Origin of the sequence: Aestuariimicrobium ganziense (assembly GCF_015352975.1) — a bacterium.
Lineage (GTDB): Bacteria > Actinomycetota > Actinomycetes > Propionibacteriales > Propionibacteriaceae > Aestuariimicrobium > Aestuariimicrobium ganziense.
On sequence record NZ_JACYIZ010000007.1, the window covers coordinates 127,206 to 139,623 of the forward strand.

The window sequence follows — 12,418 nt, forward strand, 5'->3', positions numbered from 1 at the left end:
CTGCCACGCGCCTTGCAGATCGAGGGCACGGTGGTCCGGATGGCAATGCTGACGCCTCGCTGAGCGAGTTTGCTAGTCGCTCGAACCTGACCGCAAGGCGTAGGTCGCGATGAGGTCTGGTCGTTCAGAGAGGAGCGTTTCTAAGCGACTATCCGGCCAAAGCTCTACAAATGGCATCTTTCCGTCGGCATTGTGCTTCTCCACGACTGCCACTGCATCTGATGTGAATCTCCCGCTTGTGGCAATGATCAGCCCTCGAATGACTGGCGGTTCCCATGTCGACAGCGCAGCCATTGCAGTCTGAATATCAATCGGCGCAACCGACTTGCTGGTCCAGTGCTTCGCCTGAATAACAACGCGCTCAGTCCGGGTCGTTCCCCCGTCATCACGAATCACGCGATCGGCCGAAAGGTCTCGACCCCGATCCGGCGCACGGGTCTTCATGAGCCAATCAACGTTCTGGTAGCTCGGGAATCCCCTGAAGAGATCGAAGAGCAACCGTTCGAACGCTTCATCATCGAGTGCGGGCCACAAGATCGCGGTGGAGATGCCCCCTGCCGGGCCAGCCGATGCCGCCTGACCCAGGTCGATGTCAGGGACAGGGAGTGGATCAGCCTCTGAGAGGCTGGCGGCTTCAAGATCAACGCGAATAGAAGGCCAGTCCAGCTCGGCGATGTCGTGCCAGTCGTGCCCTTGACTGAAGTGCATATGACGATGCATGTCGCCCCACCGTCCACTACGTTCGGTTGTGTCTCCGAGGAGTCCTTCGATCTCAGCGAGTGCTGCCTTGACCGCAGTGGTCCGTTCATCCGCGAGCGTCTCTGACGAGTCTCGCGGCACACCCTCAATGATCTTGGGGAGGGTGTCTGTAATGGTCCTTGCAAGGGTCGTGAGGCGATCGCGAATGGCGCGACGGCGTGCTTGCCCCAGCCGGAAGCGGTAGTCCGCGAGCTGAGCGCCGGGCTCCCGTAGTTCATTCATGAGGTCGAAAGCCGGCTCGCCAATATCGAAGTAGTCAATGAATGTCTCGCCAGCCTCGTCGATGTCAGGAAGTGACTTATCGATGGACCATCCGTCGATGGGTGGTATGCCCGGCAATAGAGCGTCCCATGTTCGCCGCAAATCTTCGTACTCTCTGCTCGATCCACGAGCGGGCCCTGAGGGGATCATGGGTTCAGCGCGTTGCCAAACAGCTTCCAACTTGGCCAAGTTGGCCGCAGCGCTGTCCATCACTTGAAGAAGCTCGTCAAGGTCCACGCTCAAGTCTCCCACGGTGTAGAGGCAGCTGCGTGGCCTCAGCGACACCAGGCGGAGGTCCTCTCTCGCCCGAGGGCGCGGGCATTGAGGCCTTGGCCTCGATCTGCAAGAGGCGTGGCAGCTCATGACTGGACGGGATAGCGTCGATGATGGCAGCAAGCGGAGACCAGTTGGCCGCGTCGTGCCGCTGCACTTCGTGGCCATGGCCCACGGGTGTTCTGCGAGTTCTAGCGGCGGTCGCCTCTCCGCTTCCGCTTCGTTGCCGACCGGCCTCTCGTGCGATCCTTTGCTTTCGGAGGGAGTGGCGCAGATAAGGCGTCCGCGGGCCGTAGCTTGGCGAGAGCTGCCTCCACTTCGGGGGTCATGTCATCGAGGTGTGACTCGTAAAGGGTGCGGTATAGAGCGTGGGTTGCTTCGTCGTAGAGGAAGGCAGCGGCGCGTAGCATTCCCCATTGATGTGCTTTTGCCTGGACATAGGTGCGCATCTCGTGGGCGAACTCGTCGACGTCTTTGGTTGGGGGCCGCGTGATCCAGGCCAGGACCCAGCCGTCTCCGCGGACATCAACGATGGGCATTGTCATGGATCTCCCGCGGCCGTCTTCAAACGGGTTGACCAGTAGCTCCCGAGGTATGCGCGCCATTCGTTCCTGTGTGGCCATAGCTCCTGAGAGGAGGGTGGCACCGATGCTCAGCCAGCCGAACGCTCGATTTGTCTTCAGTTCGTCCAAGAGTTCTCGGAGCGGACTAGAAGCCATCGTTGGCTTCTTGCCGGTGAGCGTCATTGCGAAGTCGAATTCGGCCGCTTCGCCAGCGCCGTGGGCGGTTCCTGATTCCGCGGCGATGCGTTGACGGTGCCATGCGTCAAGTTGGTCGGTCAGGCTCGTGATGTATTTGGGTGCCTGTCTCTTAAAGCGTCGGCGTTCTGCAGTCGTAACTGCCGGAAGGTAGGGGAAACGCTTGCGGAGCTCGTCAGGGTCCGGTTCGACGTAAAGGCCCTCCTGCTGGAAGTGAAGGAAGAGGTCGAGTTCGTCGGGCGCTGTATAGATGACGGTCGCTAGAGGATCTGTGCGGCGCCGGAGATAGAGGAGGAACTCGGACGGGTGGTCGATGAGTTCAACGATGAGATCGAGGTCGTGCAGTGATACGGTCCAAGCGATGCAGTCCTTGTCGATGAAACCGGCTCTTACGAGTTCAGCTGTACCGGTCGTCGTCGCTACAAGGTCTTCGAGGCTTACTGCGACAACGTGGATCTCTCGGATGGAACTCAAGTCCAGCCACTCCGCGCCGTGGAGTCTGAGTCCTCGATCAGCCTCGATGCGGTCCCGCAGGCGACGGGCCTGGCCGGCTGCTCTTTCGATGATGCGTTTTAGGTCGTTTCGGAGGCGTCGCGTGTCTCCTGCTCTCGCAGTCGGAGCGATGGCGACGGCCTTGTCTTCGACAATGACGGCGACGTCATCGAGGATGAAGAGGTGGTCGCCTTCGACGCGCTTCGTGTAGTCCTCGACCGGACCCGCTTCTTCGCTCTCGGTGGACGGCACGTAATATTCAAACCCACGTAGGACAGTTGCGTCAGGGAGGACACTGGAGAACGCCGCCTCGGTTCGCTCCTCAAGGACCTTTCCTCGATGCGCTTGGTACTTATCCCAGGCCTGGGTGCCCTTGAGGTGCTGCTCGAAGGCTTCGCGGACAGCGACGACGATGTGGGCGTCGTGGACGAGCATGAACCGTCCATCCATCCCAGCGACGACTGGGTTGGTCCGCAGCGGGTTATCTCCGGCTGCGAAGGCGTCGATCACTGATCGCGGCGTCGATCCGCTCAGGTCCATTGTGAAAAACTCGAACACTGCCTGCACCGCGGCGGCGTCCAGACCTGTGTAGTCGGCGATCTCCTGTGTGCTGACGGTGACGAACTGGCTCTCAGGTTCCCAGAAGTCCTGCCACTGCTTGATCCAGTGAGCGCGTTCTTTTTCGTTGAGGCCGTGGGGATGCGCTTGCATGGCAACGGTCATGTCGTCGCGCCATTCGTTCATGCGGGCACTGAATCGGTCCACCTGTATCTCGTGGCATCCTTGGAGAGTCCGAAAGGCCTCGTCGACGCCGAATCCGAGATCCGCTCTGAGGGCCTGGTCAACGTCTTTGTTGGTGAAAAGGTCTCGTACGGTTATCTCAACCTGGTCGGGGTAGGACGAGTTCCTCATCCAGACTTCGGCGCCACGCACCTTCGCCGCGATGAAACCGAATTCATCTTCTGGGTGCCTGTCTAGGAGAGCCTTTACCTGCTCAAGTTGGAGGATGGCGTCCACAGCCTCTATCCGGCTGTAGACAGCGTCGGTGATGGGTTGGGCCCGCAGAGCCCTGTCGCTGGGCTCTTGAGCTTCATGGGGCTCTGGCAAGGCAGATGCTCTCCTATTGCCACCGAGGCTTCCGTAGCCTGCAATCGCTAGGAGGGCCAGTACCTCAGCATGGGTCAGACCTGCCTCAGATGCCCCTGCTTGGGGAAGAAAGGACCACGGGAGGCATCTGATCCGGGCAACCTCGATGACACGCACTGGATCGAACTCGGCGATCGCTGTCGACAGATCGTCGATCAAGGCGGCTAGCCGGTCCTCGGCTTTGGCAGATGGGTCCTCTGCGGACAGGAGTTCAGCGCGCAGACTGAGTTGCGCGCCGACGGAGTTGAGGACTGCCTGCACATGCGGGTCGGCCGGCGGTCGTGCTGCCCGGTGTTGCGGCGTCCGGCGGCGGTTCTTCTTCCCCATCCCTTCACCCTCTCTCATCGGTGCTCATGAAGACACGCGGACAGCTCCTCGTGGCGCCGAGCACGGCTCAATCTGCTGCAACGAGAGAGACCGCGGCCGCTGCAAGTGTGACTGCCGGTCACCGCCAGCCGAGCTGTCGCGAACAACTCGACGGGGCTGCACACCAGCCTACTGGGGTGGGTCTGACACACCACTGCGTAATGTTCGGGTCAGAGCATCATGCTGCGAGCGCACTAGCTGATGCGGCCCGGGCAGCCAACGGTCAGTATCTAACTGCCTTCGAGTTCGCGGTTAGCTGCCCATCAACAACCCATCTCAATCACACGCCGACAAGCGCCATCAACCGGGCCACGCGAGTCGCCCGACTCCCTGTCCACACAAGGGAACCTGCGAGTTTTCGAGGTGATCGGCGGAGCCCGACAGATGCTCGGATCCTCCAAGGAGATATCGGTTCACTTCCTACCAGTCGGAGGACTTCCTAACTGCGTGTTTCGCTCATGCCGACATCCGAACAATGGCTACTCGTAATTCCCGCTTAAACGAGCGCTCCGTTCAGTTCACCTCCTTGGTGTGAGCCCACACAGTCATGCGGTGGATGTCGAACCGACGGCAGATCGAAATCACGCTGTCGCCGTTCTGTCGGGCGGTTCGGATCGCGTTCACTTCCTCCGCCGTCAGCGGTGTTCGAGACCGTCTCATTGGGGTCAACACCACCCCAGGCTCGGGTTCCGCCGGTCGTGGCTCCGCTCTTTCGATGCCCCGTTGCGCCTGATTCCACGCGGCACTCAGCCGTTCCAGTCGCTTCCACGTGTTCGGGCTGAGTCCACCGGCGTCCACCCACCCACGGCTGGACGGGCAGCATCCGATGGAGCGTTGGCAGCGGGATCTCGTTGACGAATCCCCTGGCTGTCTGGGGGCTGCCGCACGCCGAAGTCACCTTCTTGCGGCACAACGAGAACGTCACATGTCGTGTCGACGCCGGCGGCGACTCCTACGCCCTGCGCATCCACCGCCCTCAGCCTGGCTTCTCCCTGGCCATGTTCGGCGGGCTCTCCCCCACTGACCTGATGCGCACCGAGATGGACCTGCTCATCCACCTCGCCGACACCGCACCCTTCGAGGTGCAGCAGCCCATGCCCACCCAGTCGGGTGAGCGGGTGGTCGTCCTCAACGATGGTTCGCCGGCGTGCCTGCTGCGGTGGGTCGATGGGGAGGAACTCACACCGGACGAGGCACCGACCCACGCCGCGGCGCTGGGCGCCAAGCTCTCGTCCCGCTCAACTGAGGCCCACCAACGCTGGCTCGCCTCCCTGCCCAGCGCGCACCCGCTGTTCAGCGTGACACCGGGTCCTGCGGAGGACTGGGAGCGCGCCCACTGAGCGCCAACCGTTCCGCCGCGGGCCACATCTCGTGCCCCAGGGCCACGACCTCGTCCCGACCGTCGACGATCTCGTCCTGACGGCCGCCGCCGACCCCGATCCGCACTCCGGGCACGGCTTCCAGCACCGCCGCCACCATGGCCTTGGTCGGCTCGATCTCGGCCTCACGCCCCACCGAGGTCACCAGCCAGTGGGCCTGACTGCGCTCCAGGGCAGCGACCACGTCAGGGGTCGGGGTGTCGACCCCGAGGAAGGTGACGTCGATGCCTTGACGGCGCGCCACCACCGAGAAGCTGAGCAACCCCAGGTCGTGGCGCACACCCTCGGCCTGCGCCGCCACCATCCGCACGCCGTCGTCGATCGGCTCGCGCGAGCTGTCCAGCGCCAGCAGCAGTCGTCCGCGGATCACCTGGCTGATGAAGTGCTCCCCCGCCACGTCGAGCCGGCCCGACTCCCAGGCGTCGCCGACATCGCGCAATGCCGGCATCAGCCAGCCGTCGGCCACCTCCTCGAAGTCCGCCGACCCGAAGGCACGGTCGACCTCGGCCATCAGCATCCGCCGATCGAGCGCCGACCCGGCCTGGACGAGTTGTCGTCCGGCATCGACCAGCACCTGCACCGGACGCGCCGCGCGCACCACCGAGTCGCCCGACACCCGTTCAGCAGCGACGCTCGGCGGGATGCCCTCGTCGACCAAGCGGGCCATCCGGCGCACCCGCTCGAGCGTCCGGTCGTCGTAGAGCCGATAGCCGGCAGGTCGGCGACTGGGTCGGGGCACACCGAAGCGCCGTTCCCACAGCCGAAGTGTCGACGCCGGAACCCCGCTCAGCCCAGCGAGGCGCTTGAGGGTGTGGTGACCGGCGAACACGGGCGCCAGAATACGGGGTTTGGCCTGACCAGAGCGGGTTTCGCGGTCTGCTCCCGCTGACGGTCCACCCCTGTGGGGGAGCCACCCGGCGGTGACCCGGGGTGGCGGCACGCAGGTCCAATCTCGAGAACTTATCGAGAAACGTTGTGCACAACGATTCTCGATGCTATCGTTTTTCGACATGGAGACCATCACCACCAAGAAGGACCCGCTGAAGTTCGGCGCGGCCGACTACCTGCTCACCAAGATCATCGCCGTCGGATTCGTCCTCGTCTCGGCGATCGTCACCATCGTCAGCCCGATCATCGACTGGGCCAGCGGCAAGCCCCTGTCGGTGAGGCTCGACGGCCTCGACCAGGGGCCGGCCGTCACGGCGAACCCCGGCGTGACCGTGCAGCACGACACCCACCTGCTCGCCCAGTTCAGCGACGCCTCCGCCGGCCTCTGGCTGGCCAACCTGGCGCCTGCGATCCTCTTCGTGATCTGCATGGCCGTGGTGGTCTGGCTGCTGTGGAAGCTGCTGGACGACGTCCGCGACGGTCGTCCCTTCACCCGGCGCAACGTCACGCGCATGCGGCTGATCGCGATCACCATCATCGGCGGAAGCATCCTGCTGTTCACGGTGCAGGGCCTGGTCAACGGCCACCTGCTCTCGACCGCGCTGCCTGACACGGTGATGCTGTTCGCCAACAACTCCAGCGCCTCAGACCTGCTGATCCCCGGTGTGGGATTCCTGCTGGCGGGCCTGGCCGAGGCCTTCGGCCGCGGTGTCGAACTCGAGAACGACGTGGAAGGACTCGTCTGATGCCCGTCGAGGAACCCCACCGCATCGTCTGTCGGCTGGACGACCTGCTCGAGGCCCGTCAGATGACTCTGACCGCCCTGGCCGAGGAAGTCGGCGTCACCGTGGTCAACCTGTCGATCCTGAAGAACCAGAGGGCCAAGGCGATCCGCTTCTCGACCCTGACCGCCCTGTGCGACGCACTCGACTGCCAACCCGGTGACCTGTTCGTCGTCGAGTGACCACCACCCACGCTCTCCCCAGCACCACCCGCCACCGGCTCGTCCTCGATCACGACCTTGTGGGACAGGACGAACGCGTAGCCCTCGGCCACGACGGCCAGCACCGCCCGGGTCACCAGCAGCGCGGGCGGGCCCAGCTGCACCACGGGCCGGCATCCCGACCTGGAACCCCTACGAGGTCACCGAACTGTGTCGCGACAAGATCGCCACCACCCGGGCGCTCGAGGCGGCCGGCGTCCCGGTGCCCGAGACCCACAGCGCCCTCGACGCCACCAGCTTCGCCCCGCTGCTCGCCGACGGCCCACTGATCATCAAGCCCTACCGGGGTTCGCAGGGGGCGGGCATCGAGATCGTCCACACTGCCGACCAGCTCGAGGGCATCGACCACGGTGGTGACGTGATCATGGCTCAGCGCTACCACGAGCCCGACGGTCGCGACCGCAAGATCTATCGGATCGGCGACGAACTGTTCTGTGTCGAACGGATCTGGCCTCCGTTGACCCTGGACGACAAGCTGGGTCGCGTCGTCGAGTTGCCACCCCACGTCGAGCAGGTGGCGCTTGCCTGCGGCGATGCACTGGGCATCGACACCTACGGCGTCGACATCATCGAGCACCGCGGTGAGCCGTGGGTGGTCGACCTGTCGAGCTTCCCGGGCTTCAAGGGCGTTCCTGAGGGTGGACGACGCCTGGCGGCGCGGGCGCTGCAGTGGGTGCAGGACGATCGGCTGACCCTGGCTGGTCGCTGACCTGCCGGGCCTTGGCCCGGGCCAGCGCCTTGGCGTAGCCGGTGCCGACCGCCAGCAGCAGGAGGCCGACGACCAGGAAGGCGATCCCCCGCCACAGCCCATCCAGGGCTGCCAGGTCGTAGAGGAACAGCTTCAGCACGGCCAGACCGGCCACCACCAGGCCGACCTTGATGCCGAGGTCGGCGGATCGTCCTCGTCGTAGTCCGAAGGCGAGCAGGCCGGCGGCGATCAGCATCCAGACGATCGAGACGATGGCGTGGGCGCCGATCAGCGCCCCGCGGACGTCGTCGATGGCGGTGCCGACCATGGCACCCAGTCCAACGACGGCCACCATCACCCCGGCCAGGGTCGCCCCGACCGCAACCACCAGGGCGGCGCCACCGGCCCCCTTGATCGCCAGAGCGCGCACGGCCCACACGACGGCCACACCCCAGACCACCAGCAGCAGTCCCTCGAGCACGAGTTCTGCGGCCATGTCGGGCACATTGACCACGTTGCGCTCGAGCACCAGCGCCACGGCAGCCATGGCGTAGACCAGGCCGCCGGCGCTGACCAGGCCAGCCACCACGGCCAGCATCGGTCGCCGCCAACCCACCGCAGCGACCAGGTGGACGACGGCGAGTACCAGCAGCACGCCACCTCGCCACGACGGGGGCTCGACCTGGGCGACGATGCCGTACCAGGCCAGCACGGCGGCCAGCAGTGCACCTGCCCCGAACCAGTCGGTGGCGTGGTCGGCGGTCCGGCGTCCCGGCCGGGGGACGAACGCGTAACCCAGGTAGGCCATCACGGCCAGGCCGGTGAACCACAGCAGCGGGACCGGTTCGTCCCACAGGCCGACCAGCGCGAACAGCGGAAGTGCCCCGAGGACGACCAGCGGGGCCGCCACCCAGGCGTGCTTGGGGCGGCGGCTCTCGGCCACGGCCGCCGACCACGCCGCCCACCAGAAGACGATCACCACCGCGGTCACCAGGGTGCGGCTGGCGCCCGGCAGCGGGTTCCCCGGCTCGCTGAGGCTGGCCTCGGCCACCAGGCCGGCGCTGAAGGCCGTCGCAGGAACGAACCGCAGCAGTGTGGCTGCCGGCCAGTCCTTGTCCCACAGCGCCAGCCCACCGAGCACCGCCAGCGCGAGGGTGAACAGTGCGGTCCACAGCGGGTCGTCCGCGACGGCAGGGCCCATCACCACTGCCCCGAAGGTCACCACCAGGGCCAGCACCTGGCTGTTCCACCACCGGGCCAGCACCAGCCCGCCGGCCACCAGCAGGGCCGCCAGCGCCAAGCCGAGGCCGCTGGGGATCCAGCGGTAGATCGTCGACATCGCGATCACGACCAGGTCGAGAGCGGCCACACCGGTGGCTGCCAGGGCCACCGAGCCACCGGCACGTCGTCCGGCCTGCTGTTCGCGCCTGCGGACGAGGAAGCCCAGCCCGAGCAGGACGACCCCGAGCAGACCACCGGCCGCCACCCTGGCCTCGGGCCCGAACCAGCCGTTCTGCACAGCGAGCACCAACAGCATGGTCAGACCGGCCAGGGTGACCAGCGCCCCGGCCACGCTGAGGGCCCGGGTGACCGCCGACTCACGCTGCCACCACGCGGCGACCGCCCCCGGCGGCGCAGCAGGCACAGGCGGCACGGGCCGTTGCACCCAGCCACCGGCAGGGCCGACAGGCACGGTCCCGGGTGGGGGTGGGGCGAGCGTCGGCGCGACCCCGGGGGCGTGCGCCGGCCGGGGTCCGGGACCCGGGACGACGGGGGCGCCGGTGACCTGGCGGGTCAGCGCGTCGAGACGTTGGCCGATCCAGACCAGGTGCTGTCTGGTGACCGCCAGTTCCTGGTGCAACTGGTGCAGCTCATCGAGTGGAACACTCGGCCGTTCCCCGTGGTCAGACCGGGATTGCTCGTCCATGGCCCCATCATCCTCCAGCGCAGGCTGCGGCGGAAGATGCCGGTGCCGTGGCGCAACCTCAGACCTTCTCGACCAGGTAGAGCGCAGCCTGCTCCGGGAAGGTGGGCGCCTGCTCGAGCCCGACCAGCGACAAGGCCGTACCCGACAACTCCACGCCCGGACGATCGCTGGTCGGCACCAGCGGGAACGGCAGGTGGTTGCTGATGTAGTGCAGCTCGTTGGAGCGATCCTCCTTGACCCCCCACCAGGCCGGAGGCCGGGTGTGCGGCGGGAAGTCGAGCAGCAGCGGGGTCACCCGGTAGCGAGTCTTCGGGTCCAGGCCGGGGAAGCGCAGTCGTCCACGTGAGATCACCTCCGAGCGCGCCACGTCGGCGAAGGAGTAGACCGCCCGCGACTGGTCGGGAGCGACCACGCCGTGGCCGTACATGGTCTGGTCGGGGAAGTCGATGCGCACCAGGTCACCGCCGTGCAGCAGGTCGCGCAGCCGCTTGTGCTCGGCCACCCACGCCTTGAGCTCGGCCATCTCGGCCTCGCTGGCCTGCTTGAGGTCCCACTCGATGCCGAGGTGGCCGAAGAAGGCCGACGCGGCTCGGAAGGTGAGGGTGTGCAGTCGTCCGGTCGTGTGCGACGCCCCCGAGGCGATGTGGGTGCCCATCAGCTCCGGCGGTACCAGCTGGGTCGTCCAGCGGTTCATCTGCTGGCGCTCGAGCGGGTCGATGCAGTCGCTGACCCAGATCCGGTCGGTGCGCTCCAGCGCGCCGAGGTCGACGCGGGCGCCACCCGACGAGCACGACTCGATCTCGAGCCCGGGATGGGCGGCCTTGATCTCGTCGACCAGGCGGTAGTAGGCCAACGTCTGCTCGTGCACACCGGGACGACCCTCGGGCTGGGTGCCGGCGTCGATCAGGTCACGGTTGTGGTCCCACTTGATGTAGGCGATGTCGTACTCGGCGAGGATCTCGAAGATCGCGTCGCGGATGAAGGCGTAGCACTCCGGGATGCCCAGGTTGATCACCTGCTGCCAGCGCGACTCCACCGGCAGCCGGTCGCCAGTGGCCATCACCCACTCGGGGTGGGCACGGGCGGCGTCGGAGTCCATGTTGATCATCTCGGGCTCGAACCACAGCCCGAACTCCATGCCGAGCTCGTTGACCTTCTCGATCAGCGGGCCCAACCCGTTGGGCCACATGTCGGGGCTGACCGTCCAGTCACCCAGGCCGGAGTGGTCGTTGCGGCGCGAGCCGAACCAGCCGTCGTCCAACACGTAGCGCTCGACTCCGACGGCGGCCGCGCGCTCGGCCAGGTCGACCAGGCGGTCAAGGCGGTGGTCGAAGTAGACCGCCTCCCAGACGTTGATGGTGACCGGGCGCACCCGCTCGACGTGCTGCGGACGAGACCGCATCCAGCGGTGGAAGCGGCGGGCGACCGCGTCCAGACCGACGCCGTGCGAGGCGTAGAGCCACGGCGACTCGTAGCTGTCACCGTTGGCCAGCACGACCTCACCGGGCAGCAACAGCTCGCCGCCGCCGATCACCTGGGCACCTGAGGCCAGCTTCTCGGCGTAGTGGGTGTGGTTGCCCGACCAAGCGGTGTGCACCGCCCAGACCTCGCCCTCGGCGAAGCCGAACCCGGGAGATCCGGCGTGCAGCACACCGGCGGCGTCGGCGCCGGTACGTCCGCGGCGACCCTCACGAAGGTGGGTTCCGACCACGAACTCGCGGCGCTGTGGGGTCTTCTCCTTGCCCCAGCGGCCGGCCATGTCGAACAGTTCCGAGGCCAGTTGCGGCACCGGCAGCGCCACGACCAGGTCGTCGACCTGGTAGCCGTCGTCACCGGTGTTGGTGACCTTGGCCTTGGCCCGGACGACACCAGCCTCGAGCAGTTCGACGGTGATCAGCAGGCTGAGTCCGGCGACCTCGTCCACTGCGTCGACCTCGACCACGCAGGGTCCGTCGACCTGGCGGTGGCCCTCGACCACCTCGCCACCCACGCGCACCTCGGTCGAGGTGAACTTGGGCGACCAGGCGCGTCCGTGGCGGCTGCCCGACAGGCCCGGACGACCGGTCCAGCCGGTCCAGTGCTCGGGCAGGATCGCCAGTCGCACCGGCTCGTCCATCATGTTGGCCATCACCGGGCGGATGCCGCCGGTGATCAGCGCGGCGGCCTCGTCGGCCGAGACGTCACCCAGGTCGTGACCCCAGTGGACGACAGCGGGCAGCAGCCCGTCGGTGACGTCGAGCACGACGGAGACCCCGTCATGGTGCAGGTGCAGGGTGGTGTTGGCCGACATGGGCGGTCCTCTCAGGCTGTGATCCGTTGGCGGGGCGAAGCACCCGCCGGGGCCGATGAGACGACGCTACCGCCGACACCCTCGGGCCGCAGCCGCGGGGCTGGCATCAGATCAGGCCCACCGGGCCTAGGGCGTGTTGGTAAACGGATTGGGGGCGCCTCGCCGTCAGGCTTGAGTCATGGTCGCGA

General features: G+C 66.4%; 9 protein-coding genes. 4 read left to right on the plus strand and 5 right to left on the minus strand.

Annotated elements, in window-relative coordinates; genetic code table 11:
* Positions 1-72 precede the first annotated feature (72 nt).
* A complete protein-coding gene (locus tag IE660_RS16455) occupies positions 73-1,257 on the minus strand; it encodes a restriction endonuclease (protein ID WP_203568901.1) in 1,185 nt (394 codons plus the stop codon).
* Positions 1,258-1,484: 227 nt separating this feature from the next.
* The gene (locus IE660_RS13510; protein WP_203568902.1) at positions 1,485-4,016 is read right to left on the minus strand and encodes a hypothetical protein; all 2,532 of its coding nucleotides are present in this window, start codon (positions 4,014-4,016) and stop codon (positions 1,485-1,487) included.
* Positions 4,017-4,906: 890 nt separating this feature from the next.
* Between IE660_RS13510 and IE660_RS13515 the strand changes: the two genes are divergently transcribed.
* Complete coding sequence (locus IE660_RS13515; protein WP_203568903.1) at positions 4,907-5,395, plus strand: aminoglycoside phosphotransferase/kinase family protein; 489 nt, start codon at positions 4,907-4,909, stop codon at positions 5,393-5,395.
* On the opposite strand, the gene IE660_RS13520 is transcribed toward IE660_RS13515, so the two are convergent.
* A complete protein-coding gene (locus IE660_RS13520; RefSeq protein ID WP_203568904.1) occupies positions 5,349-6,263 on the minus strand; it encodes a MerR family transcriptional regulator in 915 nt (304 codons plus the stop codon). The two genes, IE660_RS13515 and IE660_RS13520, sit on opposite strands and share 47 nt — an antisense overlap.
* A gap of 163 nt (positions 6,264-6,426) precedes the next feature.
* Here IE660_RS13520 and IE660_RS13525 point away from each other — a divergent pair, with 163 nt between their 5' ends.
* From IE660_RS13525 to IE660_RS13535, 3 genes are read left to right on the plus strand one after another with little or no spacing between them, the layout of a single operon-like run.
* A complete protein-coding gene (locus IE660_RS13525; protein WP_203568905.1) occupies positions 6,427-7,068 on the plus strand; it encodes a DUF2975 domain-containing protein in 642 nt (213 codons plus the stop codon).
* A complete protein-coding gene (locus IE660_RS13530; protein WP_187720718.1) occupies positions 7,068-7,286 on the plus strand; it encodes a helix-turn-helix domain-containing protein in 219 nt (72 codons plus the stop codon). The genes IE660_RS13525 and IE660_RS13530 overlap by 1 nt, the downstream gene beginning before the upstream one ends.
* Positions 7,264-8,034 (plus strand): ATP-grasp domain-containing protein, encoded by a 771-nt coding sequence (locus tag IE660_RS13535; RefSeq protein WP_203568906.1) that lies wholly within the window; start codon positions 7,264-7,266, stop codon positions 8,032-8,034. Before IE660_RS13530 ends, IE660_RS13535 begins: the two co-directional genes overlap by 23 nt.
* Here the strand turns inward: IE660_RS13535 and IE660_RS13540 are convergent.
* On the minus strand, positions 7,946-9,940 hold the full coding sequence (locus IE660_RS13540) for a DUF2339 domain-containing protein (RefSeq protein WP_203568907.1): 1,995 nt from the start codon (positions 9,938-9,940) through the stop codon (positions 7,946-7,948). The two genes, IE660_RS13535 and IE660_RS13540, sit on opposite strands and share 89 nt — an antisense overlap.
* A 58-nt stretch (positions 9,941-9,998) precedes the next feature.
* The gene (locus tag IE660_RS13545) at positions 9,999-12,230 is read right to left on the minus strand and encodes an alpha-galactosidase (protein WP_203568908.1); all 2,232 of its coding nucleotides are present in this window, start codon (positions 12,228-12,230) and stop codon (positions 9,999-10,001) included.
* Between the last annotated feature and the right edge of the window lie 188 nt (positions 12,231-12,418).